General features: G+C 63.8%; 25 protein-coding genes. 15 read left to right on the top strand and 10 right to left on the bottom strand.

Going from position 1 to position 26,109, the window contains the following annotated elements:
* From ACIPK7_RS05275 to ACIPK7_RS05245, 7 genes are all read left to right on the top strand, one after another.
* Nucleotides 1-5,433, top strand: a complete 5,433-nt coding sequence (locus tag ACIPK7_RS05275) for a DUF1983 domain-containing protein (RefSeq protein ID WP_401086025.1) — start codon at nucleotides 1-3, stop codon at nucleotides 5,431-5,433.
* 1 nt (nucleotide 5,434) lies between these two features.
* Nucleotides 5,435-5,671, top strand: coding sequence for a hypothetical protein (locus ACIPK7_RS05270; protein WP_401086022.1), 237 nt, complete (start codon nucleotides 5,435-5,437; stop codon nucleotides 5,669-5,671).
* Between the two features lie 40 nt (nucleotides 5,672-5,711).
* Nucleotides 5,712-5,903 (top strand): hypothetical protein, encoded by a 192-nt coding sequence (locus ACIPK7_RS05265; protein WP_401086019.1) that lies wholly within the window; start codon nucleotides 5,712-5,714, stop codon nucleotides 5,901-5,903.
* A gap of 57 nt (nucleotides 5,904-5,960) precedes the next feature.
* Nucleotides 5,961-6,620: a glycoside hydrolase family 19 protein gene (locus ACIPK7_RS05260; protein ID WP_401086016.1), complete on the top strand. Its 660-nt coding sequence runs from the start codon at nucleotides 5,961-5,963 to the stop codon at nucleotides 6,618-6,620.
* A gap of 252 nt (nucleotides 6,621-6,872) precedes the next feature.
* Nucleotides 6,873-7,634, top strand: coding sequence for a hypothetical protein (locus ACIPK7_RS05255; protein WP_401086013.1), 762 nt, complete (start codon nucleotides 6,873-6,875; stop codon nucleotides 7,632-7,634).
* Between the two features lie 127 nt (nucleotides 7,635-7,761).
* A complete protein-coding gene (locus ACIPK7_RS05250) occupies nucleotides 7,762-8,052 on the top strand; it encodes a type II toxin-antitoxin system Phd/YefM family antitoxin (RefSeq protein ID WP_401086010.1) in 291 nt (96 codons plus the stop codon).
* Between the two features lie 10 nt (nucleotides 8,053-8,062).
* Nucleotides 8,063-8,350, top strand: a complete 288-nt coding sequence (locus ACIPK7_RS05245; RefSeq protein ID WP_401086008.1) for a type II toxin-antitoxin system RelE/ParE family toxin — start codon at nucleotides 8,063-8,065, stop codon at nucleotides 8,348-8,350.
* Here the strand turns inward: ACIPK7_RS05245 and ACIPK7_RS05240 are convergent.
* Both ACIPK7_RS05240 and ACIPK7_RS05235 read right to left on the bottom strand, forming a co-directional pair.
* Nucleotides 8,323-9,027, bottom strand: coding sequence for a hypothetical protein (locus ACIPK7_RS05240; RefSeq protein ID WP_401086005.1), 705 nt, complete (start codon nucleotides 9,025-9,027; stop codon nucleotides 8,323-8,325). The genes ACIPK7_RS05245 and ACIPK7_RS05240 overlap by 28 nt on opposite strands.
* Complete coding sequence (locus ACIPK7_RS05235) at nucleotides 9,024-9,392, bottom strand: hypothetical protein (RefSeq protein ID WP_401086002.1); 369 nt, start codon at nucleotides 9,390-9,392, stop codon at nucleotides 9,024-9,026. The genes ACIPK7_RS05240 and ACIPK7_RS05235 overlap by 4 nt, the downstream gene beginning before the upstream one ends.
* Nucleotides 9,393-10,036: 644 nt before the next feature.
* On the opposite strand from ACIPK7_RS05235, the gene ACIPK7_RS05230 reads away from it, so the two are divergent.
* Together ACIPK7_RS05230 and ACIPK7_RS05225 are read left to right on the top strand one after the other, a co-directional pair.
* Complete coding sequence (locus tag ACIPK7_RS05230) at nucleotides 10,037-10,987, top strand: phospholipase D family protein (protein WP_192431287.1); 951 nt, start codon at nucleotides 10,037-10,039, stop codon at nucleotides 10,985-10,987.
* 154 nt (nucleotides 10,988-11,141) lie between these two features.
* On the top strand, nucleotides 11,142-11,423 hold the full coding sequence (locus ACIPK7_RS05225) for a hypothetical protein (RefSeq protein ID WP_192431288.1): 282 nt from the start codon (nucleotides 11,142-11,144) through the stop codon (nucleotides 11,421-11,423).
* A 73-nt stretch (nucleotides 11,424-11,496) separates the two neighbouring features.
* Here ACIPK7_RS05225 and ACIPK7_RS05220 read toward each other — a convergent pair whose 3' ends face one another.
* From ACIPK7_RS05220 to ACIPK7_RS05200, 5 genes are all read right to left on the bottom strand, one after another.
* Entirely contained in the window at nucleotides 11,497-12,774 is a 1,278-nt protein-coding gene (locus ACIPK7_RS05220) for an OprD family porin (RefSeq protein WP_401085999.1), read from the bottom strand.
* A gap of 283 nt (nucleotides 12,775-13,057) precedes the next feature.
* On the bottom strand, nucleotides 13,058-14,242 hold the full coding sequence (locus ACIPK7_RS05215) for an MFS transporter (protein WP_192431290.1): 1,185 nt from the start codon (nucleotides 14,240-14,242) through the stop codon (nucleotides 13,058-13,060).
* A gap of 260 nt (nucleotides 14,243-14,502) precedes the next feature.
* Nucleotides 14,503-15,054 carry a putative glycolipid-binding domain-containing protein gene (locus ACIPK7_RS05210; protein WP_192431291.1) on the bottom strand — a complete coding sequence of 184 codons (552 nt, stop codon included), beginning with the start codon at nucleotides 15,052-15,054 and terminating at the stop codon, nucleotides 14,503-14,505.
* On the bottom strand, nucleotides 15,054-15,416 hold the full coding sequence (locus ACIPK7_RS05205) for an MmcQ/YjbR family DNA-binding protein (RefSeq protein ID WP_192431292.1): 363 nt from the start codon (nucleotides 15,414-15,416) through the stop codon (nucleotides 15,054-15,056). The genes ACIPK7_RS05210 and ACIPK7_RS05205 overlap by 1 nt, the downstream gene beginning before the upstream one ends.
* Before the next feature lie 33 nt (nucleotides 15,417-15,449).
* Entirely contained in the window at nucleotides 15,450-15,728 is a 279-nt protein-coding gene (locus tag ACIPK7_RS05200) for a peptidylprolyl isomerase (protein WP_192431293.1), read from the bottom strand.
* Between the two features lie 187 nt (nucleotides 15,729-15,915).
* Here ACIPK7_RS05200 and ACIPK7_RS05195 point away from each other — a divergent pair, with 187 nt between their 5' ends.
* Nucleotides 15,916-17,142 (top strand): PilT/PilU family type 4a pilus ATPase, encoded by a 1,227-nt coding sequence (locus ACIPK7_RS05195; RefSeq protein WP_401085994.1) that lies wholly within the window; start codon nucleotides 15,916-15,918, stop codon nucleotides 17,140-17,142.
* 134 nt (nucleotides 17,143-17,276) lie between these two features.
* Here ACIPK7_RS05195 and ACIPK7_RS05190 read toward each other — a convergent pair whose 3' ends face one another.
* Nucleotides 17,277-18,527 carry an OprD family porin gene (locus ACIPK7_RS05190; RefSeq protein WP_401085991.1) on the bottom strand — a complete coding sequence of 417 codons (1,251 nt, stop codon included), beginning with the start codon at nucleotides 18,525-18,527 and terminating at the stop codon, nucleotides 17,277-17,279.
* 517 nt (nucleotides 18,528-19,044) lie between these two features.
* On the opposite strand from ACIPK7_RS05190, the gene ACIPK7_RS05185 reads away from it, so the two are divergent.
* Entirely contained in the window at nucleotides 19,045-19,929 is an 885-nt protein-coding gene (locus ACIPK7_RS05185; protein WP_401085988.1) for a DMT family transporter, read from the top strand.
* 48 nt (nucleotides 19,930-19,977) lie between these two features.
* On the opposite strand, the gene ACIPK7_RS05180 is transcribed toward ACIPK7_RS05185, so the two are convergent.
* The gene (locus ACIPK7_RS05180; RefSeq protein ID WP_401085985.1) at nucleotides 19,978-20,796 is read right to left on the bottom strand and encodes a helix-turn-helix domain-containing protein; all 819 of its coding nucleotides are present in this window, start codon (nucleotides 20,794-20,796) and stop codon (nucleotides 19,978-19,980) included.
* Nucleotides 20,797-20,964: 168 nt separating this feature from the next.
* On the opposite strand from ACIPK7_RS05180, the gene ACIPK7_RS05175 reads away from it, so the two are divergent.
* Nucleotides 20,965-22,407, top strand: a complete 1,443-nt coding sequence (locus ACIPK7_RS05175) for an alanine/glycine:cation symporter family protein (RefSeq protein ID WP_401085982.1) — start codon at nucleotides 20,965-20,967, stop codon at nucleotides 22,405-22,407.
* An 89-nt stretch (nucleotides 22,408-22,496) separates the two neighbouring features.
* Complete coding sequence (locus tag ACIPK7_RS05170) at nucleotides 22,497-23,486, top strand: asparaginase (protein ID WP_401085979.1); 990 nt, start codon at nucleotides 22,497-22,499, stop codon at nucleotides 23,484-23,486.
* Between the two features lie 33 nt (nucleotides 23,487-23,519).
* On the opposite strand, the gene ACIPK7_RS05165 is transcribed toward ACIPK7_RS05170, so the two are convergent.
* The gene (locus ACIPK7_RS05165) at nucleotides 23,520-24,146 is read right to left on the bottom strand and encodes a response regulator transcription factor (protein ID WP_401085977.1); all 627 of its coding nucleotides are present in this window, start codon (nucleotides 24,144-24,146) and stop codon (nucleotides 23,520-23,522) included.
* A gap of 282 nt (nucleotides 24,147-24,428) precedes the next feature.
* On the opposite strand from ACIPK7_RS05165, the gene hpaC reads away from it, so the two are divergent.
* Entirely contained in the window at nucleotides 24,429-24,950 is a 522-nt protein-coding gene (hpaC, locus tag ACIPK7_RS05160) for a 4-hydroxyphenylacetate 3-monooxygenase, reductase component (RefSeq protein ID WP_081519852.1), read from the top strand.
* 33 nt (nucleotides 24,951-24,983) lie between these two features.
* A complete protein-coding gene (catA, locus tag ACIPK7_RS05155) occupies nucleotides 24,984-25,916 on the top strand; it encodes a catechol 1,2-dioxygenase (RefSeq protein WP_401085973.1) in 933 nt (310 codons plus the stop codon).
* Nucleotides 25,917-26,109 lie beyond the last annotated feature (193 nt).

The following is a 26,109-nucleotide window of genomic DNA, read 5'->3' as shown; positions in this document are numbered from 1 at the left end:
ATGACAGCACTGATCCAAGGGGCCAAGGGCGGTTCGAAGTCCCCCAAGCCGCCGAAGATCGCGCCCGACAGCGCCCGCAGCGTGGCCTATGCCAAGCTTCTGTATTTCCTCAGTGAGGGCGAGATAGTCGGCCCGGTGGACGGCATGCGTTCGGTGAAGCTGGACGGCACGCCGCTGCTCAATGCCGATGGCTCGTCCAACTTCCCCGGCGTCAGCTGGGATTTCCGCCCGGGCACCCAGTGGCAGGACCATATCGCCGGGTTCGGCGAGGTGAACAATGAAATCGCCGTCGGCATCGAGCTGACCGATGATGCGCCTTGGACGCGTGCCGCGGCGAACCCTGACCTCTCCGCGCTGCGGCTGCGGCTGAGCTGGCCGGCGCTGCAGCAGCAGAAGTCGAACGGCGATGTCACCGGCTACCGGATCGAGTACGCCATAGACCTATCGACGGCCGGCGGTGCTTTCCGCGAAGTGCTGCGCGCAGCGGTGGATGACAAGGTGTCGAGCAAGTACGAGCGCTGCCACCGCATCGACCTGCCCGAGACGGATCAGGGCTGGAAAATCCGTGTTCGTCGCCTGACGAAGAACCAGAACAACAGCATGATCGCCGACAGTATGCGGATCGAGGCGATCACCGAAGTCATCGACGCCAAGCTGCGCTACCCGAACACGGCAGTCGGCGCGTTGTCGTTCGATGCTTCGCAGTTCCAGAACATCCCCAAGGTTTCCGCCGAGTGCGAAGGGCGCATCATCCGCGTGCCCACCAACTACGACCCGAAGGCCCGCACCTATACCGGAATATGGGATGGCACCTTTAAGCAGGCATACACCAATAACCCCGCGTGGATCTGGTACGACCTGGTCTTGCACAAGCGCTACGGCCTCGGCCGCCGCATAGACGCCAGCATGGTCGACCGCTGGGCGCTCTACCGGATCGCTCGCTACTGCGACCAGCTGGTGCCCGACGGGCAGGGCGGTCAGCAACCTCGGTTCACCTGCAATCTCTACCTGCAGGAGGCCCACGAAGGCTGGGCGGTGCTCGCCGACCTGGCGTCGATCTTCCACGGCATGTCCTATTGGGACGGCGCGCAGATGACGCTGACGGCCGACATGCCCGACGATGACGAGGGCTTTGTGTTCACGCGCGGCAACGTCATAGACGGGCATTTCGAGTACGCCGGCAGCGACTGGGCGGTACGCCGCACCGTTGCCCTGGTCAACTGGGACAACCCCGACAATGAATACCAGACCGTCCCCGAGCCGGTTACCAACCACGACCAAACCGCCCGGCTGGGCATCCGTAGCGTGTCGGTCGGCCGTATCGGCTGCACGGTGCAGGGCGAAGCCCAGCGCCATGGGCAGTGGCTGCTGAAGACTGAAGAGCTGGAGAACCGGACGGTTACCTTCAAAACCGGCATGGAAGGCACCTTGCCGCGCCCGGGCAAGCTGATCAGCGTCGCGGATGAACTGTTCAGCGGCAGGCCCAACGGAGGCCGCATCAGCTCGGCCTCGGGCGTGGTCATCACCCTGGACCGGGTGGTGCCGGCGGTGGCGGGTGATCGACTGATACTCAACCTGCCCAGCGGCAAGGCCGAAGCGCGCACCGTGCGCAGTACCAGCGGCAAGAAAGTCACGGTAACCACGGCATACAGTGAGGCGCCACAATCGGAGGCGGCTTTCGCCCTGGACTACGCGGATCTCGCCGTGATGCGTTTCCGTGTGCAGACGGTTACCCGGGCGGCGCCGCATCAATACGAAATCAGCGCGGTGCTCCACGTACCCGGCAAGTACGACTACATCGACCACGGCGCGCGCATCGAGCAGACGCCAATCAGCGTCAACCCGCTGGGCGTTCAGGCGCCGCCGCCGGCTGTGTGGATCTCCGCTCAGTCAGCCATCGCTCAGGGACTGGCCGTTACCACGATGGTCATCGCCTGGACGCCCCCGCCCGGGGCAATCGAATACGACGTGGAGTGGAGGAGGGATAACGGCAGCTGGGTGCGCCTGCAGGGGCAACACGGTGTCAGTGTCGATGTGGTCGGGATCTATGCCGGCCACTATCAGGCCCGTGTGTGCGCCCGCAACGCGATGGGTGTTGCCTCGGTCTTCACCCTGAGCGCGGAGACGGAGCTGAAAGGCAAGGTCGGCAATCCACCCGCTCTGGCGTTCCTGCGCGCAACTGGGCAGGTGTTCGGCATCCTGCTGGAGTGGGGCTTCCCCGCGCGGGGTGCCGAGGACTGCCAGCGTACGGAACTGCAGTACGCACCAACCGTTGACGATGCCGGCGCGCTGCACCTGGGCGACTTCGCGTACCCGAACAGTCGGCACACTTTGACTGGCCTGCGCGCCGGGCAGGGGTTCTACTTCCGTGGTCGCCTGGTGGACCGGACCGGCAACGTCGGCCCCTGGTGTGAATGGAACCACGGTGAAGCCAGCAGCGACGCCGATGCGATTCTGGATCAGATAGCCGGAGCTATCTCCGAAACGGAGTTGGGCCAGCAGCTGCTCGAAAAGATTGAACAGATAGCCGTCATCGACACAGCGTTGCTTGAACAGGCCGCCGACCTGCTGGAGCTGCAGCGCGAGTTGGCAGCGCAACGCGCAGCGATCGCCGATGCCGAGGCGGTAGCGGCGCAAGAGCTGATCAGGGAAGCGGCGGAGCGTGTCGAGCAGTTCGAGCAGTTGGCCGGCGACCTGGCGCGGCAAGCGGCTGCGCTGATCGAGCAGAAAGCAGCCATGGCGGCGGATCTCGCACGGCTCGCGGGCGACCTGCAGAAGCAGAGCGAGGCATTGCTGGCGGAGAAAAAGGCGACTCAGCAGGCGCTGTCTCAGCTCGGCCAGGAGATCGCCGCCACTAGCAGGGAGACGCAGGCAAATGCCGATGCCTTGGCGCGGGAGATGTTGGAGCGCCTGCACCAAGGCGACGAACTGGGCGGCCGTATAGTCGAGCTGTCCGAACAGGCCGACGACCTGGCGCGGCAAACCCGTGCGCTGCGTACGCAAACCGGCGAGCTGACCACCAGTCTGCTGGTGCTGCAGGAGACCACCGCTCAGCACGCCCTGCAGCTGACCAGCCTGGAGACCACCAGCGGGCAATCTGTCACGCGGATCTCGCAGCTTGAAGAAACGACCGAGGATCACGCCCTGGTCATCACCCACCTGCGGGCCACGGTAGGCGAGCAAGATGCGCAGCTGACGGAGACGCGCGAAGTTACCGCCCACCACGCCCGCCAGCTGGTCGAGCTGCAGGTAAGCGACGGTCGCCGCGAGGCGAGCATTCTCCGCCTGGACGACGTGACGGCCGGGCAGGCCGCTACCCTGGAACAATTGAGCGCCAAGGACGGCGAGCTGGCCAGCTCGATCACCAGCACGCAGCAGGCCACCGCAGCGCTGGCCGAACGCACCAGCACGCTGGAAGCCAGCGACAGGGATCAATCTTCGCGCCTGGTGCGGATCGAGGAGGCCGGCGCCGATCATGCCTTGGCCATCACCCACCTGCAGGCCACTGCCGGCGAGCAGGATGCGCAGCTGACTGAGACGCGCGAAGTCACGGCCGACCATGCCCGCCAGCTGATCGAGCTGCAGGTGAGCGACGATCGCCGCGAGGCGAGCATTCTGCGCTTGGATGACGTGACAGCCAGTCAGGCGCGCACCTTGGAGCAACTGAGTGCCAAGGAAGGCGAGCTGTCCAGCTCGATCACCACGGCGCAGCAGGCCACCGCAGCGCTGGCGGAGCGCACCACCGTGCTGGAGTCCAGCGACAAGGACCAATCCGCGCGCCTGGTGCGAGTCGAGGAGGCCGGCGCCGACCAAGCGCTGGCCATCACCCACCTGCAGGCCACGGCCGGCGAGCAGGATGCGCAGCTGACGGAGACGCGCGAAGTCACGGCCGACCACGCCCGCCAGCTGGTCGAGCTGCAGGTGAGCGACGATCACCGCGAGGCGAGCATTCGCCGGCTGGACGATGTGACGGCCGGGCAGGCGGCCAGCCTGGAACAACTGACCGCCAAGGACGGCGAGCTGGCCAGCTCGATCACCAGCACTCAGCAGGCCACCGCAGCACTGGGCGAACGCACCACCACGCTGGAAGCCAGCGACGCGGAACAGTCATCACGCCTGGTGCGAGTCGAGGAAGTCGGCGCCGATCACGCCTTAGCTATTACCCATCTGCAGGCTACTGCCGGCGAGCAGGATGCGCAGCTGACCGAATCCCGCGAGGTTTCGGCCGAGCACGCCCGCCAGTTGGTCGAGCTGAGCGTGAGCACAGAACAGCAGGGCGCGAGCATTCGTCGGCTGGACGACGTGACAGCCGAGCAGGCCGGCACCCTGGTGGAACTCAACTACAAGGACGAACAACGCTCAACGCAGATACGCGACCTTCAGCAGTTGGACGCAGAGGCAGCGCTGCGCAGTGCATGGATGCAGGCTACCGACGGCGAACAGGAGGCGCAGCTGGCTGAGGTGCAGCGGGTGGCGGCTGACTCGGTGACAGAAACCCGCTTGCTGCAGGTGAAGGCGGGCCAGCAGCAGGCGGACTTGTTAGCAGAGCAGACCGCAAGAGTCGATGCTGACGGGGCTTTGGGGCGGCGTATCGATACGGTCCAGACAACCGCTGGGAATGCGTCTAGCAGCGTGCAGCAAACCAGCTCGGCCCTGGCGTCGCTGAGCGGCAAGCTTAGCGCCCTCTGGAGCGTAAAAACCCAAGTCTCGGTTGGCGGGAAACGGGTGTTAGCTGGTATCGGCGTGGGAGTTGAACAGACCCCGGCCGGCATGCAATCACAGGTTCTGGTGCTTGCAGACCGCTTCGCGGTGCTGAATACCGGAGCGACTGATGGGAGAACGGCAGCGCCTTTTGCAATCGAGGGCGGCCAGGTTTTCATGCGCGAGGCGTTCATACGTAATGCTTCGATCACAGGCGCCAAAATCGCTGACGCGAGCATTACATCGGCGAAGATTCAAACTGCAAATATCGACACGCTGCATCTGAAAGACGGAGCCGTGACGCTATCGGCTTACGCCAGCTCGAATGGATTTCAACGCTACTTCACAGCCGGCAGTTTCGGCGTGGCGAGCGGCGTCGATAACTTCTCTACGCTGCAATTTCCAACTCGCTGGGGAGATGACGTCACTATCGAGGGGCATTTCCGGCTGAACGCCGTTGCTTACAGCTCCAATGTGGGGCGGGCGCTCTGGCTAAGTCCCGCGCTCTATCTCGATGGCTACCCGGTTACTGACTACTCGGGTGGAACATGGGAGGCCTTCGTTAGCACACAGCACATACCAATAACCATGCGCGCCAGGATTCCCGGAAATGGAGCGACTCGCACGCTCACGCTCCGCATTGCTTGGAGTACCAACGGATGGAAGAACGGGGCGCACGCTCAATACGAGGTTCGCCATTGCATCCTTTCAGCCTTCATCAGTAGGAAATGACATGTTGATTTTTGCTCAGGTAGAGGGCCAGCGGTTGGTCCAATTCGTTGCATTCAATGTGCCGGAAGTTGCTGAGGTCCATTTCTCCGCGTTCCCTGAGGCGATGTTTATACAAACCGACTTTTTCGGCTCGCCTGCTACGCACTGCTACAACCCCGACAGCGGGACCATTGAGGCGCGGCCGCCCGCCGAGCCGGCGGGACCGCCGGAAGTCTCACCACCAGAACCCGAAGAATGAACCCGCTATCCCGGCGGGTTCTTTGTTTAAGGAGGCAACCATGCCAATCAAACCCAAGGCCCACGACGACTACGCCGAGCGACGTTCGCAGGCATACCCGCCGATCGGCGACCAGCTCGATGCAGTTCGCCGCCTAGCCGAAACACTGCGCGATATCGTGCAGCTGCCGAAGGAAGTCGAGCAGTGGCTAAACGTGCTGCAGAAGGTGAAGCGGCGATTCCCTAAACCGTGAGCCCAACAAACCCCATTGAGCCCCGCACAGCGGGGCTTTTCATTTCTGGAGCGCCCCATGCCCCTGACTGAAGCGCAGTTCCTGCGCCTGTTCCCCAACGCCGGCTCACGAGCCGGCGTTTTTGTTCCTGCCATTAATCGGGCGGCTCAGCGCTTCGCCATCAACACCCCGGCGCGCCTGGCTGCATTCCTGGCGCAGACCGGCCACGAAAGCGGCGGGTTTCTACGCTTGGTGGAAAACCTCAATTACAGCGCGCAGGGTCTGGCGACGACCTGGCCGACGCGGTTCGCCATAGACCCCAAGGCTCGCCCGCTGGTCCCCAACGCGTTGGCCAACCAGCTGGCCCGCAAGCCAGAACTGATTGCCAACGCCACGTATGCCGCCCGCAACGGCAATGGCCCTATCAGCTCCGGCGACGGGTGGCGCTATCGCGGCCGGGGCCTGCTGCAAATCACCGGCCGCGACAACTACCGCGCCGCCGGCCGGGGCATAGGTCAGCCGCTGGAAGCCGAACCCGAACTGGCAGAGCAGCCCGAGTTTGCCGCCGCCTCGGCGGCCTGGTGGTGGCAGTCGCGCGGGCTCAATCAGCTGGCCGACGTCGGCAACATTGACGACATCGGCAGCATCATCAACACCGGCAAAGCAGGCCGGACACCCATCGGCGCCGCTGAACGGCGGGCGCTGTTCAACAAGGCAAGGGGGATTCTCAATGGCTGACATGAAGCCAGACATCATCGTAGGTCCGACCTGGGTCAAGGCTGCCACGGCTGCCGGCATCGCAGCCGGCGCCGGAATGGAAGTGCAGAACAAGGGCGGTTTCCCGCTATGTGCGTATATCGGCGCGAGCGCACCCGCAGTGCCCGCCGGTTACTTGATACCCCCGCTTGCGGTGTGGGAGGTAGACCCCGGCTCGACCCTTTGGCTACGCGCTGACTCGTCAGTGGCTGTCAGTGTTCAGGAGATGTAACCATGGGTATGCGACCGATACGCGGTGCCGGCGGAGGAAACGGGCAGGGCAGCGGCAGCAGCTCGGCCAGCGGACCCGAGTTCGAAGCGCTGCAGCAGCATGTCGCCGACGTGCTCGCCTTGGTGAACAGCCAGATGATCGGCACCGACGTGGTGTATTACCCCGTCACCGACATGGCGGTGCCCCTGAAAACCTGGGTCGGCAACAGCAGCGGCGATACCTGGGTGGATCTCGCCGCCGGCACAGCGACGCTGAGCAGCGTACTGATCAACGCCCTTGGCACCGACGCCCGCGTGGCGTTGCGCCTGGTGCTGAAGTCCGGCGCCACCTCCTACCTGTTGCCCGGCAACCTCCTGCAGGCCGGGCAGGCCCACCGGCCCGCCGTGGGCGGCCTCGCCCTCGGTGTCGGCGACAAGCTGCAATGCCTGAGTGATGCCCGCGTGGACTGGATCGCCAGCGGCACGGCGGATCTGCCGTACAGCTCCGCTGTAGCCGTCTCCAAGGGCTCGGCCTGGTCCGACCTGCTCGCCGGCCCTGGCGCGGTTCGGGAAGTGTTCGCCGCGTTCACCGGCATAGGCACCGCCACGCTGTCGCTACGGCTGCAGAAAGCCGGCGGGGCAGTGGCCGCCCTGGTGGAAGGCGAAACGCTAACGGAGGCCAGCGCCAAGCGCTTGGTCAGCACCTTGGCTCTGGAAACGGGCGACAAGCTGCAGGTGTGGAGTGACCGGCACGTGGAGTGGATCGCGACAGGGAATAGTCGCTGATCAAAGCGCATATTGAAATACGCATAATTATGCGTAATAATGTGCGCAAGCCACATAGATGGCTGTGTCGCTCCCGGGTTAGTCCGGAGGGGTAAGCTCAATAGCGTGTCAACAGAGGAACCGACCCATGACCGTGCTGTTGGAACGAGCCGATCAGGCAGTGTCTGCTACTGCCATGGTTCGCAACTTCAGCGCACGTCTCAAGGATATTGCAAGCCGCGATACGGAGAAGCTCGTGATCTTCAAGGATAACGAGCCTGCGGCTGTGATGATCAACGTCGAGGCTTATCAAGAGCTGCTAGACGAACTTGACGACCTGCGCGTAGAGCGAACCGCGCGTGAGCGCCTGATCGGTTTTGATGCTAAGCAGGCTATCTCCCATGAAGACATGATGAAGAGATACGCCAAGACCGATTGAAGGCTCACATATGAGTTGGGAAGTCAGCTATCACCCCTTGGTGATGAACGATTTGGACCAGTTGGGAAGTGCAGAGGCTCGCCGGATACTGCGAGTCATAAAGGAACGGATCGAGGAGGGGGAGCCGGACAAGATCGGCAAGCCCTTGCGCGGTAGCCTGGCAGGATGCCGGCGCATCCGGGTAGGGAATACCCGGATCGTCTACCGAGTCGATCGCGGCAAACTGGTGGTGCTGGTCATCACCGTGGGGGCTCGCCGCGACGATGAAGTCTACGAGGCGGCAGAGGGTCGCGTCTGACCGACGCGATCCACAAAGCCCCTACCTTCGCAGCGCGAGCACTCCTCGCGCTTGGCGAAGTGATCCCTACAGGCAGGGCAGAGGCAGAACACACTGACCTCCGCTCGCGCCTGCAAATGCTTAGCCCTCACCGCAGCACCATCCTCCTGGGCGTGCTCGATCACGTCGAGCAGCAGCCGGAAGCTTTCCGGGTCTGTAATCGTCTGCACGAATACCCCTCCCTCTATGTAGCGCCCGACCTCGACCAGCTCGAACCGTCGGCCGTTCTCCATCACTAGCGTCAGCCCCTCTATTGTCCCCGACAGCCAACTAAAGGCCGGCCCGCCGTAGGCGTGCAGCTTTCCATCTTCCCCGTGCGTGATCGACAGCGGCGATCGCCGATCAGCATCGAATGCCAGCACGCTGCGCGTGCAACTGCCTACCCGCGCCAGTCCCTGGTCCTGCACCAGATACTGTGACGCCGGGTGGAACAGTTCGCTAGCCCGCTCCTCGACCGCAAACGAATACGCGGCCGTCACCAGCTCGGCCAGCTCGAACCACTCGCCGGCATCGATCACCCCGCGCGCCAACATCCCCCGCGCCCCCTCGGAGAGGGTGCGGCAATGGTAGTCAGGGGAAATCATCAGCTCGCGGCGCTTGTTCAGCAGCGCGTGCCATTCGGCCAGCTCAGCCTTCATCGTCTCGCCGTGACTGGCGGCCTCAAAACGCAAGACCTATCAGGCAGCACGCCATGGGCCGGCGCCATGTAAATGGGTATGCCGGCCCGTCCAGCCGCGTACAGAGTTGCCCTGGTGTGCGATCCGCCCGGGAATGCCACCACGCCGTCAGGTAGCAGCTCCAGCATGGCGGCAACACTGCGGCAGGGGATGACCTCTACCCGAGCACGCCGCGCCCAAGCGAGCGCGAACTGCGAGACCCCCAGTGAACTGGTCAGGATGATTGCACCGATGTCCCGCAGCGCGTTGACGTGCTCTAGAACTATCCGAACGTGGTTGCGGTTCTCGTAGCGATCGGAGCCGCAGATGATGATGCGCACCGGCATGGCAACCTCCCGGCAATATACTGGTTATGCATACAGTATATTTGGTCGAGAACATTCCGACTACAAGAGGGCGACGCACTGCATCAGCGCCCACTGCAGGTCTGAGCGCAAAGAGAGTGGGAAGACACAGAAATAAAAAAGTTGCGCTGCGCGCTGGCTATTTACCACCCCTCGGAGCCTTTTGAAATATTGGCACTTTGTCGGGGGATGATCGGCGACGCTCAGCGATGAACTAGTAAGGCGGGCGATACCAATTTTGATACCAATCGGTGCTTTCGGAGGCGTTCTAACGCTGCCAAATGCAATCCTACCCCGCCTGCAGCCCAGTAAAATCAGGGGCTCCGAGTTCCCCGCGAAGTATCACGCACTGCATGGTGATATTGGCGGTGGAAATCAACTGACTGACCCTTGGCTGGACATGGTGCGCGCCGGGCGCGAGCGGCGCGGGCGGGCAGGGAAGGCTGGCGCTGTCGAAGATGGCCGACAGGCGCCTGGCAAAGCCGCTCATTATGCCACAGCCCGGCCCGAGCTGCATGCTTTGCCGCTGCAGCGCCCGTGATGCGGGCTTATGGCGATATCAGACAGTTGAAACCCCTCATGGTCCTGCATCAGAATTCGGTGTTCAGAATTCTGGTGGGGGCTGTATGCAAATCCTTAACGCTCAAAAAACGCTCAAGCAGTACCTGGAGCAGCTCAGCGGCAAGCTGATCACCGTGGTCTCGGCCTCCGCCAGTGAAACCGAGTCACTGATCGAAACCCTGGTGGAGAAGGGCAATCGCCTGGACCTGCTGGTGGGTACCATCAACTCCTTCACCTCGCCGGACTTCATCGATTTCTGCATCCGCGATGCAGGCGCCAGCGTCACCCTGCACGTCGACTTCCGCGCGCAGAACAGCGTGCACTGGAAGCTGATCCTGATCGAGCCGGACGTGGTCGTGCTGGGCAGCGCCAACTTCACCGAGATCGGCCTGAGCCTCACCCGTGACACCTGCACCGTGATCCAGGATGCGGCACTCTACGCCGAGTATCTGGCGCGCGTGGCCGAGATCAAGGGCATGCCAGGCGTGGTGCTGGGCGAGGACTCGCCGGCCTTCGATGAGCAGTTGGAAGAGTACCGCCAGAGCCATCGCCGCGTGCAGGCGAGCCTGGCGCGCAGTGCGCAGTACCTGGACGGCGAGAGCTGGCTGGGGGACGAGACCAACCAGAGCATCCCGCTGTTCATCTGGTACAGCGACCACTCCGACGATTCAGAGGAAAAGGCCGAGGCCTTCCTGCGCGCCAGCAGCGACGGCGTGGCCTGGGATGACGTGCGCGAGTTCTTCACCTATGAATGCGCGGAGGGCGTGCTGCCCTACGAAGAGGGCGACATGGTGCTGACCGCACGCTGCAACGGCACGCACATCGGCTTCTACACCTTCGACCGCATTCTCTACCGCGATGGCACCTACTACATCTACTCCTACCGCAAGAAGCGCTATACCCAGCCGTTCAAGCTGGAAGACGCACGTGAGCGCCTGAAGGACGTGATTCCGGAGTGGTATGAGGAAATGCGCACTTCGCTCAACCGCCATGACATCAATAGCGTGGTGCGCTGAGCAGCCACTCATCGGCGCGTAGCCTGTGACCCGACGGTCGCACGCTGCGCAGCTTGGCATTCTGCACCGTGATGGCTAGCATCCTGCCAGTATCTCGACGTCGCATGCTGCAATTGCGTGAGCCCGTCAGAAACCTGTCAGGAGGCAATGGACCATGCCGCAACTTCCCCCCGATGAAGTCCCCGTCCGCCGCCGTATGCGCTGGCATTGGCGGTTGTTGACGCTGAAGATCTACATCCTCTCTGTGTTCCTGCTGGCCTGCATGCTGGGCGGCAGCGCGATGTTGCTGTTCAATGTGCTCAATGACACGCTCGAACCGGCCCAGCGATTGGGCTCCTTCGTGGCCGGTGCGCTGATCCTGTTGCTGTGCTTCCACATCCTGCGCATGGCGCTGCCGCCGATGCCGTGGCTCGCCAGTCGGCGCAGCCTGGAATAGAAAAGACGCTGGAATGAAAACGCCCCGTGGCATCGCTGCCGCGGGGCGTTTTCTTTCGAGCCTGATCAGGTCATCAGAAGATGTTGACCGGGTACTCGACGAAGACGCGCACTTCGTTGCCGTCGTCGTTGTAGGAGCGGGCGTCGTTGGACACGCGCAGCCAGGAACCGCGCAGCTTGACCGACAGGTCCTTGGCCGGGCCGCTCGGTACGACGTACTTGAGCTGGTTGAAGATTTCGCGCTCTTTGCCGTTGCTGGTCTCGGCGGTCTTGATGTTGTCGCCGTAGACGTAGGCCACGGTGTAGCTCAGGCCCGGGACGCCGTATTCGGAGAAGTCCAGGCTGTAGCTGCCCTGCCAGGAGCGCTCGTCCTCACCGTTGAAGTCCGACCAGTAGGAGTTGGCCAGCCAGATGGTGGTGCCGCCGTCGCCCAGGCCGCCCTGGTTCTGGTACCAGCCGTAGTTGTAACCGGAATCGCCGTTGTTGCGCTGGTGCGCGACCATGAAGGTGTGGACGCCGATGTTGTAGGCGGCCGACAAGCTCCAGATGGTGTTCTTGGTGCCGTCGATGCCGTTGTCGGCAGCGAAGTCTTCGTTCACGCGAGTGCGGTAGCCGTTGAAGTCCAGGGTCAGGGACTGCTTGTCGGCCACCGGGATGACGTAGTTCAGGTTCATGTACTGCTTGCGAGCGACGTCTTCGCTCTCGTAGCCATACAGCGAGCCGCTGAAGTTGTCGGTGAACTTGTAGCTGCCGCCGAACACGTCGATGCGCTTCAGGCCGCCGCTGTCACGCCCTTCGGCGCTCTTGCGGGTTTCCGAAGTGAAGCGGCCGACGTTCAGTTCCAGGCCTTCGATCTCCTTGGAGGTGATCAGGGTGCCGGTGAAGCTTTCCGGCAGCAGGCGGGAATTGTCGTAGCTCAGGATCGGAAGGGCCGGCATCTGGTCACCGTATTTGATCACGGTGTTGGAGAAGCGAGCCTTCACAGCACCACCGGCGCGGGCCAGGTCGTTGGCGGCTTCGCCGCTGTCGCCCTGCTTGAAGAAGTCGATGCCGGCGGCGCCGCTCTTGCCCTGGCCACCGTCGAGGCGCAGGGCGTACATGCCGAACGCGTCAACGCCGAAGCCTACGGTGCCCTGGGTGAATCCGGAGGTGAAGGTCGCGGTGGCGGCCTGGCCCCATTCGGCCTTGTCGTCACGACCATGCTTGTAGTCGCGGTTCATGTAGGCGTTGCGGAAGAACAGGTCCAGGTGGCTGTCTTCGGTGAAGCCCTTGGCGGCGGACTGGTCATCGGCCATGGCAGCGGTCGACGCGAGGATCCCCAGTGCGAGCAGACTGATCCGGTGGTTCAGCATCTTGATTTCCTTAATGGTGCAGCGCCAGCGAACAGAAAGAAAAAAGCTCTCCGCCCCGAAGTGCGTGATCGGGGTAGGTGGAGTCCTGTGCTGGCCTATTCTTTTGGTTGTATTCGGGGCGTGGTCGCCCCGGCGCCGCGGGATGATAGCAGAGGTTCGAACTTTTTCGTCCAGCCTCTGTCACGCTGCTGTCATGTCGATCTGATCAACGGTGATGGGCGCTGGATCGCGGCGGCTCGACGGCAAATGGACGCAATCGCGGCTGTTTGCCGCGCAAGGGCGATCACGCGAGAGTGAAGGAACGCTGATAGAGCCACAGGCTTAGAATCAGGCCGGTGAATGCCGCGAGCGCTGCGCAGAGGAAGATCGAGCCGAAGCCGAAGCCATTGGCGACCGCGCCCATCAGCGGCCCGGTGACACCCAGGGATACGTCGATGAACAGCGAGTAGGCGCCCAGCGCCGCGCCGCGGTTGGACGCGGGCACCAGACCCACGGCTTCCACGCCGAGTGCAGGAAACACCAGGGAGAATCCGAAGCCCGTCAGTGCCGCGCCGGCCAAGGCGATCCAGGGCGTCGGGGCGCTCCACAGCAGGAGCAGGCCGAGACTTTCCACCGACAGGCAGGCAATAGCGACTCGGAAGCCACCATGCCGGTTGATCGCATTGGCGAACAGCAGACGTGCGCCGATGAAGCAGCCACCGAATGCAGTCAGGCAGTAGACCGCGTCCTTCCAGCCAAGGCTGGCGTAATAGAGGGTGATGAAGGTGGCGATGGTGCCGAAGCCGATGCCGCCCAGCGCCAGGCCCATGCCGTGGGGGAATACCCGGCCGAGCACGTGGTGGAAGGGCATTCGCTCGCCATGCACCAGGGCGGCAGCACGCTTGGGCCAGGCCAGGGCGAAGCCGAGTGCTGCCAGGAGGACCACGCTGCCGCCCAGGCTGGCCAGCCCGAGTTGGCCGACCATCAGCACACCCAGCGGCGCGCCGATGGCCAGGGCGCCATAACTGGCGATGCCGTTCCAGGAGATGACTTTTGCGGTGTTTGCCGCGCCGACGCGGTCGATGCCCCAGGCGATCGACGCGCTGCCGACCAGGCTTTCCGACGTACCCAGCACCAGGCGCGCGACCATCAGCAGGCCGAGGCTGAGCAATGGGAGGCCCTGCATTGCCCATGAGCCGAGCATCAGCGCGCCACTGCCGGCGCAGCCGACCATGCCGTAGAGCACGGCGCGTTTGGGGCCGAGGGTATCAATGACCTTGCCGGCGTACGGGCGGGTGAGGAGGGTGGCCAGGTACTGGATGCTGATGACCAGGCCGGCCATCACCGAGCCGAAGCCCAGGTCGCTGTGCACGTAGCCGGGCAGCACGGCCAGCGGGATGCCGATGGTCAGGTAGGCGATGAAGGTGAAAAGGACGACGGACACCACCTGCAGGGTGGTGGACGAGGACGAACGGGAATCGGCGGACATCTGCTGCGGTTCGGTACGGCGAGTGGTCCTACATGATGGACCGGGTGTGGCGTGTAGGAAAGCTAGCTAACGAACTACCTGAAATATCCTCCGTCCGTAGGGCGAATAGTGCGTCAGCGTTATCCGCCGTTGTTTGGGGCGGCGCATAACCTGTTCCAGGTTATGCGCCCTACGCAGGCACCTTCAGTTGCCGACTTATTGGCGGAGCGGGTCATGCCCGCGATCACGCGCATGGCGCGCTCCTACAGGAAACAATGGGGTCAGACTCGGCGGAACAGGGTGGGGTAATCGATCACCAGGCCATCATCATCCACGCTAAGCAGCGCCCTGAAATCGGTGCCTTCGAGGTTCTCGTACAGATAGTGATGGGAATCGACCCGTGTATAGCCCTGGCGCATCCGAACAGGCTTGAGCGTGGGAGCTTCCAGGTAGACCACCGCCAGCTCGCGGCGCTCGCCTTCGGTCAGTCCCAGGCGGCGTATCGGGAAGGTATTGGTGAAGGGCGAAGGCCAGATGTCGATATCCAGGCAGCCTTCCAGCTCCGGCAAGGCACCGTCGGAGTCGCGCCAATTCCCTTCGCCGTCGGTCAGCAAGTGCAGTTCATGCGTGCCGCGGGCGCTTTCCACCTTGAAGCGCGCTTCGCGCAGGCGCCACTGCTCGTCCCAGTCCAACCGGTAATCAAGTTGATAGGAAGGGCCTCCCGCCTCATCAATGGCGCGCAACTGGCTCTCGGCGCGCCGCTCACCCAGTTGCAGCGATTCCCAGCTGGCCGTCGGCGCGTGCCAGATGCCTTCCCAGTCGAGCGTGCGCATCAGGAAGTCTCCAGCACGAGGCCCAGGCGTTGGCGCTTGGGCAGGCGGGCGACCACCAGTTGGTGCGAGCGGGTCAGCGCTTCGCGCAACTCGGCGTCGCCCATGGGGTAGGGGCGCTGCATGGAAATCCAGAAGGCCCGCGCCAGATAGGGCGCCGGGCGGATGCCAGGGCGGTCGACGTAGCCCAGGAACAGCTCCGGGCCGACCTTAAAAGCCAGGCCGCCGTTGCCGCTGTCGAGAAAGTCGAGGATGGCGAACATCTTGTTGCCGGCGACCGAAAACACCCGATTGCTGCCCCACTTGATGTCTTCGCGGGTGCCGGGCAGGTCCAGGCAGAAGCCGGCGATCTGTTGCGGCGTCATGGCGTACGTTCCTTCGGTCAGTCGTGCCGTTGGCTAATCGCGGAAATAAACCTCGACCAGATGGTAGCCGAACTGGCTTTTTACCGGCCCGTGAATCACGCCGACCGGCTTCTTGAAGATCACCTGGTCGATGCTGCGGACCATCTGGCCGGGCCGTACCTCGCCCAGGTCACCACCGCGCTTGCCGGAAGCGCAGGTGGAGTGCTTGCGCGCCAGGGCGGCAAAGTCCTCGCCCTTGGCCAGGCGCTGCTTGATCTGCTCGGCTTCGGCAGCGGTCCTGACCAGAATGTGGCGTGCCATGGCGACGGGCATTGGTTCGTGTCCTTAAATGAAAGCGTCTGGGGCGGCATTGTACGGCAGCAGTGATGCAGGTCGCATTTCGCGATGGGTTGCATTGTCTGGCGCAGGGGCGCTCCATAGAGTCAATAAGTCAATTCTTAATTATAGGGCGCTGCTGATAGACGGCGTCCGCCGCCACCTTGCGTACGGATGCAGTTCAATGGATATCCAAGCGATGCTCAAGATCCTGGCCACCCAGGATGGTTCGGATCTTTACCTCTCCACCGGTGCGCCGCCTTGCGCCAAGTTCAACGGGGTACTCAAGCCCCTGACCAACGAGCCGATGAAGGCTGGCGATGTGGCCCGCATCGGTTATGGGCTGATGGATGAGGAACAACGCGCGGAATTCGACCGTGAACTGGAAATGAACCTGGCGATTTCCGTCCCCGGCGTTGGTCGTTTCCGTATCAACCTGTTCAAACAGCGCAATGAAGTGTCCATCGTCGCGCGGAACATCAAGCTGGACATCCCCCTGTTCGCCGACCTGAACTTGCCGGAAGTACTGCTCAAGGTGGTGATGGAGAAGCGCGGCCTGGTCCTCTTCGTCGGCGGCACCGGCTCGGGCAAGTCCACGTCCCTGGCGGCGCTGATCGACCACCGTAACCGCAACAGCGGCGGCCACATCATCACCATCGAAGACCCCATCGAGTACGTGCACCGGCACCGCAAGTCGATCATCAACCAGCGCGAAGTAGGCGTGGACACCCGCAGCTTCCACGCCGCGCTGAAGAACACCTTGCGCCAGGCGCCGGATGTGATCCTGATTGGTGAGATCCGTGACCGCGAAACCATGGAGCACGCCCTGGCCTTCGCCGATACCGGGCACCTGGCGATCTCCACGCTGCACGCGAACAACGCCAACCAGGCGCTGGATCGCATCATCAACTTCTTCCCCGAAGAGCGCCGGCCGCAACTGCTCAATGACCTGGGCAACAACCTCAAGGCCTTCGTTTCCCAGCGCCTGGTGCGCACCCAGGACGGTAAGCGCCGCGCTGCGGTAGAGGTGCTGCTGGGCACGGCGACCATCAGCGACATCATCAAGCGTGGCGACTTCAGCTCGATCAAGGAGATCATGGACAAGTCCCGTGCCCTCGGTATGCAGACCTTCGACCAGGCACTGTTCGACCTGGCGGTGGAAGGGGCGATCACCGAGGAAGAAGCGGTGAAGAACGCAGACTCGGCGAACAACCTGCGTCTGAAGCTCAAGCTGTACAAGGACAACCCGGGGAGCGTCGGTAGTGCTGTCACTCCCGCAGCAGCCAAGCCAGCCGCGCCGGCTCCGGTTGCACCTCCCATGGCCGCCCAGCCGGTGGAGGCCTCCAGCTGGGGGCTGGACCTGGCGCTGGAAGAGATCGAGGCGGAAGACGCGGAAAAGCCGGCCGGCTGATAAGCCGCCAACTGAACGGAAAAAGCCTCGGCATGCCGGGGCTTTTTCATGGGCACGGATTTACCTGTAGGACAGGTTCGTAGGGCGGATAACGCGCCAGCGTTATCCGCCCTACGGACGGCAATCGGCGGTGACTACAGCAGCGACAGCGGATAACTGATGATCAGCCGGTTCTCGTCGAAGCTGTTGGTGCTGCCCCAGTCGCGGCGCATCGTGGAGTTGCGCCATTTGACGTTCAACGTCTTGAAGGTGCCGCTCTGCACGGTGTAGGCCAGCTCGCTCTCGCGCCCCCACTCACGGCCGTCGTCGGTGCTGGCGTTGTGCACATCCCGGCCCTGGATGTAGCGGTTCATCAGGGTCAGGCCTGGAACGCCGAACGCGGCGAAGTCGTAGTCATGGCGCAACTGCCAGGAGCGCTCCTTCGCGCTCTCGTAGCTGGCGGTATAGCTGTCGTTGGCCAGGGTGCCGCCGCTGGTGCCGTTGACGCGGAACCACTCGTCCTCGCCCATGACCCTCTGCAGGCCGAGATAGAAGGTGCTCGCGCCGTATTTGGCTGAGAACATTCCGGAGAAGGTGCGGTTGTCCAGATCGCCGGCGCGGGCGCTGCCATCCTCCTTGCCCCAGAAGTAACCGATATTCGCACCGAGCACCCAATTGCCCAGCGGCTGGCTGTGCTGCAGCTGCAGGTATTGCTGCTGGTAGATGTCCTTTAGTTGCGCATTCCACAGACCAACCAGCGTGCGGTCGCCGTTGAAGCGGTACTCGCCGCCGGCGAAGTTGAAGCGATCCGAGGTGAAGGCCGGGCGGTTGAACAGTGCCATGTCTTCCATGCTCGCGTCGTTGCGCGGGCTGTTCTGGCGGAACTGGCCTCCGTAGAGGGTCAGGCCGTTGATTTCCTTCGAGGTGACCTGCGCGCCCTGGAAGGTCTGCGGCAGCGAGCGGCCGTCGTCCGAGCGCAGGATCGGCAGTACCACCATCCATTCACCAGCCTTGAATTCGGTCTTCGAGACCTTGGCCTTGCCGGCGACCGCCAGGCGACCGAAGTCGTCGGCGGGGCTACCGTCGCCGTGGGTTGGTAGCAACTGGGTGCCGGCGGTGCCCTTGCCGCCGTCGAGCTTCAGGCTGTACAGCCCAAGCACGTCCAGGCCCAGCCCGACCGTACCCTGGGTGTAGCCAGAGCGGGCGTCGAGGATGAAGTTCTGGGTCCACTCCTCAGCCTTGTTCTGCCGGGCTGTGCCGACGTAGTCGCGGTTCATGTAGAAGTTGCGCAGCAGCAGGCTGGTCTTGGCGTCTTCGAGAAACCCGCCTTCCTCGGCGTGGGCCAGGGCGGGCAGGGTGGGTAGAAGGCAGGCGCTGATGGTGAAGTGGGGCAGGTGGCGGAGCATGGGTGTTCCCTCGGCATTCTTGTCGTTGTTCTAGGCGAACGGGGTCCTCCGCGCGGCTCTGTCGGGAGCGGCGGATGCTGAACGATGGTGATCAGCTGGCGTGGATCAGGCGATCAGCCAGGCGCGACGGGAATGGGGGGAGGGTCGGTATGGGGGATGCACGCGCGCAGGCGTGCCAGGGAGAGCATGAGCATGTGAACGGTCCTTTCTTATAGTTGTTGGCGCCGCATCGAGGCGGCGGCTTGGACCATAGTGGTGGTCCGTGACGGCTCGCCGCAATTCACCCAAGGCTTAATTGTTCGCTGTTCGAACATGAATTAACCAAACGGAACATTTCTCCGCCAGCATTGCGGTTAGGATGCCTGCAACAACGCCGTGCGGGACTCTTATTGCCCGGCCTTCCAGCGGACCCGCGAGGTGTTCCCGGCGCGGCGTGGCGGATTCTTTCTCCGGTGCGTCCTGCTAGGCTTTCGAACTCCCCGCGCCAGCCGCATCTGCCGATTGAATCCGTGAGTCGATGAGTACCAGCCAATCGCCGCTGTCCGGCGTCCACCAGCCCTTCAAGGGCATCCTGCTCATCGTCCTGGCGACCTTCCTGTTCTCCAGCCACGACGCGCTGTCCAAGTACCTGGCGAGCATCTATCCCATCGTCATGGTGGTGTGGGCGCGCTATGTGGTGCACACGCTGCTGATGGCGGGCATCTTCCTGCCGCGCGCCGGCCTCGCGGTGCTGCGTACGCGCCATCCATTCCTGCAGACGGCCCGCGCGCTGTGCTTGCTGGGCACCAGCTTCCTGTTCACCACGGGCTTGCAGTACATCCCCTTGGCCGAGGCGACCTCGGTGAACTTCCTCGCGCCGTTGCTGGTGACGGCGCTTTCAGTGCCGCTGCTGGGCGAACGTGTCAGCGCTGGCCAGTGGGCTGCGGTGCTGGTGGGATTTGTCGGCGTGCTGATCATCGTTCACCCCGGCGGCGATCTCTTCACCCCGGCGGTGCTGCTGCCGTTCGGCTCGGCGCTATGCTTCAGCTTCTACCAGTTGCTGACGCGCAAGCTCAGCCAGGTGGACAGCCCCACCACCAGCAACTTCTTCGCTGGGCTGTGCAACACCCTGATCGTCAGCGCGCTGGTGCCGTTCTTCTGGCAATGGCCGGGGTTGGTGCATGGCCTGATGATGCTGGCCCTGGGTACCTGCGGGATGACCGCGCACCTGTTCCTGACCCAGGCCTTCAAGCATGCCGCGCCGGCGCTGCTGGCACCCTTCAGCTATTGCCAGATCGTCTTCGCCGGGCTGCTGGGCTTCGTGATCTTCGGCCATACGCCGGAGCCGTCGGCGCTGCTGGGTATCGCGGTGATCTGCGGTAGCGGTTTGGCGGCGGCGTGGTTGCAGAGTCGCAAGCGGTAGACGCGGACTTTTCCGCGATCACGCGCGTGGCCCGCTACACGGGCCTCATCATTCGATTTCGAACAACCCATGGCGGATCGGCCCGACCTGCAGGCGCTGGCGCACGTCATCGTCGATGCGCGGATCGTCCGGCTGGTACAGCTTCACCTGGCGATAGGCGCTGATGCGGTTGATCTCCGGGCCCAGGTATTCCCAGACCACGCGGGTGCAGGCCGGGGTGCGGCGGTCGCCGCTGGAGACGCCGGTCTTCAGGCCGTTGAGGCGGGTGATGCGGCTCTTGAAGCTGGGGATGAGGATGGTCTGGCTCATCTCGTTGACGGTGAGCGACTCGTAGTCCAGCAGGAAGACCCGGTCCTGCAGCTGGAAGGCCGCGCCCAGGTAGCGGCAGCGCACCCAGTCCTCGGCCTGCACATCGGTGCTGCTGGAGCGCTCCTGGCGTTCCTGGCGCTCGAAGAGGAAGTTGCCGTCCTGCTCGTACAGGTGCACCAGCGAGAGCAGGATCGAGCCCGGCACTGACATGCAGTTGGAATACTCGAAGTAGTAGCCGCAATAGCGCGACAGGTTGCCCGCGTGGTCGCGCAGCGGGCGGAGCATTTCCATCAGCGGGTCGTCGCGCTGCACGTGGGCCGTCGAGGTCCCCCGTGCGCCGATCAGGCGGGTGAACTGATCCGGCGGCAGTTGCAGCTCGTAGTCCTCCACGCCGAAGAAGTCGCCGATGCGCTTGAGGTTGTACGTGGTGGGCTGGCTCTGCCCGCTCAGGTACTTGTTGAACTGCGCGCGATTGATCGAAAGCTTGCGGCAAACCTCCGAGATAGAGCGGTAATGCGCGCACAGCAACTTGAGGTTGGGGCTGAGGTTCTCGGACATTCGTGCCAGGTCCAGGTGATGCGAGTGGAGCCATTATAGCGTCAGCTAGCATCAATTCGTAACAAGCCGCGAAATTGTTTCGAGACGCTTCGGGCGCAACCATGCGCCCCCAGTGAGCGGGCCAGCCCCAGGTCCGTGCTCCCACAATAACAATCGAGGCCCCAGCACATGCTCGACGCGATCAACGATTTCCTCTCCGGGAAAGTCCTCATCGTCCTCATCGTAGGACTCGGTGCTTACTTCACCATCCGCTCCCGCTTCGTCCAGTTCCGCCATTTCGGCCATATGTTCGGCGTGTTCAAGGAGTCGATCCGCGGCCAATCCGGCCAGCTGAGCTCGTTCCAGGCCTTGATGCTGAGCCTCGCCGGCCGCGTGGGCGCTGGTAACATCGCCGGTGTCGGCATCGCCGTGACCTTGGGTGGTCCCGGTGCCGTGTTCTGGATGTGGGTCACCGCGCTGGTGGGCATGTCCAGCAGCTTCTTCGAGTGCACCCTGGCCCAGGTCTACAAGCGCAGCGACGGCGACGGCCTGTACCGTGGCGGCCCGGCCTACTACATCCAGCACGGTCTGAAGCTGCGCTGGATGGCCATGACTTTCGCTGTCCTGCTGCTGGTCACCTACGGCTTCGCCTTCAACGGCCTGCAAGCCTTTACCGTGACCCACTCGCTGCAGAACGCCTTCGACATCCCGGTCCTGTACTCGGGCATCGCCCTGGCCGTGCTGCTGGCCGTGGTGTTCTTCGGCGGCATCCAGCGCATCGCCGCCGTGTCCGACCTGCTGGTACCGGTCAAGACCTTGGCCTACATCGCCGTGACCCTGTACGTGATCGTCACCCAGATCGAACTGGTGCCGGGCATGCTGACCACCATCGTGAAGAGTGCCTTCGGCCTGGAACCGGCCTTCGCCGGACTGCTGGGCGCGGCCATCGTGATGGGCGTGAAGCGTGGCGTGTTCGCCAACGAAGCCGGCCTGGGCAGTGCGCCGAACGTGGCTGCCGTTGCCGCCGTGCGTCACCCGGCGTCCCAGGGCGTGGTCCAGGCGTTCAGCGTGTTCCTCGACACCTTCGTCATCTGCACCTGCACTGCGCTGCTGATCCTGCTCTCGGGCTTCTACACCCCCGGCTTCGAAGGCGACGGTATCACCCTGACCCAGAACTCGCTGGCCGCGGTGGTCGGTGACTGGGGCCGCATCTTCGTCAGCGTCGCGCTGTCGCTGTTCGTGTTCACCTGCATCACCTACAACTACTACCTCGGCGAAAACGCCCTGCAGTTCATCGTCGGCCGCAGCCGTTCGGCGCTGATCGCCTTCCGTGTACTGGTGCTGGGCCTGATCCTCTGGGGCTCGATGCAGAACCTGGGCACCGTGTTCGCCTTCGCCGACATCACCATGACCTGCCTGGCCTTCGTCAACCTGGTGGCCCTGGCGATGCTGATCAAGACCGGCCTGCGCGTGATGCGCGACTACGACGAGCAGCGCGCCGCCGGCGTCGAGCGCCCGGTGTTCGACGCCAGCAAGTTCGCCGACCTGGACATCGACCACGATGCCTGGCGCGATGCCCACAAGATCAACTCGACCGCTCCGGCCCACGGCAGCCTGCCGGCCCAGGGCTGATCCCTCTCGGACCAAGGTCTGACACGCGAGGCCGGGACTTCTCCCGGCCTCGCGGTTTATCCTGTGAACTTTCCTACAAGAGCACTGGCATGCGTCGAGTGAAGAACCTCTTCGTCCTCTATACCGGCGGCACCATCGGCATGCTGCAGACCGCCGAAGGCCTGGCGCCGGCTGGCGGATTCGAAGCTCGCATGCGCGAACAGCTGCAAGGCCACACCGAGATTCGCCTCGACTGGTCCTTCGCGGAGCTGCAACCGCTGCTCGATAGCGCCAACATGACCCAGGCCAACTGGCTGGCGATGCGCGACGCCATCGTCCATGCGGTGGAGCAGGGCGGCCATGACGGCGTTCTCGTGCTGCACGGCACCGACACCCTGGCCTACAGCGCCGCGGCATTGTCGTTCCTGCTGCTGGGGCTGGATGTTCCGGTGATCCTGACTGGCTCCATGCATCCCATGGGCGCGCCGGGCAGCGATGCACCGGGCAACCTGCTGGGCGCACTGAAGGCGCTGGAAACCGGCGTCGAGCCGGGTGTATGGCTGTATTTCAACGGCGAGCTGATGCATGGCGCCCGCGTCACCAAGCTGCGCAGCGACGCCTTCGATGCTTTCGCCGTGCTGCCGCGCGAGCGCAAGGGTGCGCATGCAGAGTCGCTGCCCGGCGAACTGAGCTATCGCCAGCCGCGCCAGCCGGTGAATCTCGCGGTGTTGCCGCTGTTCCCAGGCCTGCGCGCCGAGCACCTGCGTGCGCTGCTGGGCAGTGGCGTTCAGGCACTGCTGCTGGAGTGTTTCGGCAGCGGCACCGGCCCTTCGGACAACGAAGACCTGCTGGCTGCGCTGCGCGAAGCCCACGCCCGCGGCGTGGTGCTGGCGGCGATCAGCCAGTGCCCGCAGGGGCATGTGGCATTCGACGTGTATGCCGCTGGCAGTCGCCTGCGTGATGCCGGGTTGGTGTCTGGTGGCGGCATGACCCGCGAAGCGGCGCTCGGCAAGCTGTTCAGCCTGCTGGGTTGCGGCCTGCCGGCTACGGAAGTGGAGCGGCTGTTCGCCCTCGATCTGTGCGGCGAGCGCGTCGACTGATCGACTGATTGATCGAAACGGAACGCGCCCCGCTCAGGGGCGCGATTCTTCCAGCGGCACGTTGAGCACCTCGCGCACCAGCATGGCGATGCTGCTCACGCCCATCTTTTCCTTGATCTTGGTGCGGTGCACATCGACCGTCTTGACGCTGATGTTCAGCTCGCGGGCGATGACCTTGCTGGCCTTGCCGTCCACCACCATCATCAGGATTTCCCGCTCCCGCCCGGTGAGCAGGTCGAGCTTGTGCTGCAGGTTCTGCTTCTGCTCCTGGCCCGCGTGCACCTGCACTGCGCTTTTCAGCGCCGCCTGGATGCGGTCCAGCATCTGCTGCGGGTTGTAGGGCTTCTCGACGAAATCCAGCGCGCCGTTCTTCATCGCCTTCACCGACATCGGGATATCGCCGTGGGCGGTGACGAAGATGGTCGGCAGGTTGATGCCCTTGTCGTTGAGCATCTCCTGCAGCTGGAAGCCGCTGGTCTCGGGCATACGCACGTCGAGCACCAGGCAGGCGGGGAGTCTGGGGTCGTATTCGCTCAGGAACTCCTCGGCGCCGCCAAAGCAAAGCGATTCGATGCTGACCGATTCGAGCAGCCAGGCGAGGGAGGTGCGCAGGTCCTTGTCGTCGTCGACGATGTAGACCACGGGTTTTCTAGCTTCCATCAGGCGTTGCCACTTTCTTTCTTATCGTTGTGAAGCTGCACGTAGGCCGCGTACGCCGGGCTTTTGCCGCGGTCGTCGGAATGGCATGACCCGGAGCATACCCATAGTCGCCGGTGCTGACGATAAAGAAACCACCTAGATGACTAGCGGCCCGCCCCCCCAAGCGTGGTGATCGTCTGAATATGGCGCGCCGCCGCGCTGCCCTACGCTGGCCCCATACAAGAAAGGCCGGGCGTGCCGGCCACTCCAGCACATGCCACTCCGGCAAATAGGAGCGAATAAATGGCCAACACCCTCAGCCAGACCCAGATCGACTTCCGCAACGCCATGGCGCAGCTGCCGGCGGCGGTGAACATCATCACCACCAATGGCCCGGAAGGCCGCTGCGGCATCACCGCCAGCGCGGTCTGCTCGGTCACCGACTCGCCGCCCACCGTGCTGGTCTGCGTCAATCGCGGCAGCGCTACCCACGATGTGTTCCGCAGCAACGGCCACCTGTGCGTCAACGTGCTGTGCGGCGAGCAGGAAGAGCTGGCCAAGCACTTCGCGGGGATGACCAAGGTGTCCATGGAAGAGCGCTTCACCTGGGACCTCTGGGACGACGGCTATGCCGGCCTGCCGGTGCTGCGCCAGGCGCTGGTCAGCCTGGAAGGGCGGATCAGCGACTGCAAGGAAGTCGGCTCGCACACCGTGATGTTCGTCGAGCTGGAAAAGGTCGCGGTGCGCGAGCGCCAGGACAGCCTGGTGTACTTCAACCGCGTGTTCCACCGCGTTGACCGCGAGGCCGTGCGCTGCGCCAGTTGATCCTTATCTAACAACAAGAACGAGGTAATCACCGTGACCCTGAAGATTTCCCAGACTGCCGACATCCAGAAGTTCTTCCAGGAAGCCAGTGGCGCACTCAATGACGCCGGCAACCCGCGTGTGAAGCAGTTGATCCTCCGAGTGCTGCAGGACACCGCCAGGCTCATCGAAGACATGAACGTCACCCCCGACGAATTCTGGAAGGCGGTGGACTACCTCAACCGTCTTGGCTCCCGCCAGGAAGCCGGCCTGGTCGTCGCCGGCCTCGGCGTCGAGCACTACCTCGACCTGCTGCTGGACGCCCAGGACGCGGCTGCCGGTATCGGCGGCGGTACCCCGCGCACCATCGAAGGCCCGCTGTATGTGGCCGGCGCGCCGCTGTCCGAAGGCGAAGCGCGGATGGATGACGGCAAGGACGCGGGCACCGTGATGTTCCTTTCCGGCCGCGTGTTCGACCCGCAGGGCAAGCCGCTGGCCGGCGCCGTGGTCGACCTCTGGCACGCGAACACCCGGGGCACCTACTCGTACTTCGACAGCACCCAGTCCGAGTTCAACCTGCGCCGGCGCATCGTCACCGACGCCGAAGGCCGCTACAAGGCCCGCAGCATCGTGCCCAGCGGCTACGGCTGCCCGCCGGACGGCCCGACCCAGGAGCTCCTCGATCAGCTTGGCCGCCACGGCCAGCGCCCGGCGCACATCCACTTCTTCATCTCCGCGCCGGGGCATCGCCACCTGACCACGCAGATCAACCTCGCCGGCGACCAATACCTGTGGGACGACTTCGCCTATGCCACCCGTGACGGACTGATCGGCGAGGTGCGTTTTGTCGAGGATGCTGCTGCCGCCAAGGCGCGCGGTGTGGAAGGGCGCTTCGCCGAGATCGAGTTCGACTTTCAGTTGCAGCAGGCGGTTTCCGCCGATGCCGAAGACCGCAGCAACCGTCCTCGCGCACTGCAGGAAGCCTGATTCCCGCCAACGCTCCGGCCTTGCCGGTGACCCCGACGTAGGATGGGTGGAGCGGAGCGATACCCATGCTGCCGGCGCACGGATTGATGGGTATCGCTGCGCTCCACGCCATCCTACTCAGAGCGCCCGGATGCTCCGCAGCTCGGGTTGTCGCAGGCATGGCCAGCTCCTACAAGAGAAGTCCCGCGCTCCT

The sequence above is a fragment of the Pseudomonas sp. NPDC086581 genome, assembly GCF_044746165.1.
In the GTDB taxonomy this organism is placed as follows: domain Bacteria; phylum Pseudomonadota; class Gammaproteobacteria; order Pseudomonadales; family Pseudomonadaceae; genus Pseudomonas.
The sequence above is the reverse complement of the archived record's forward strand: the minus strand, read 5'-3'. Positions and strand labels throughout refer to the sequence as shown.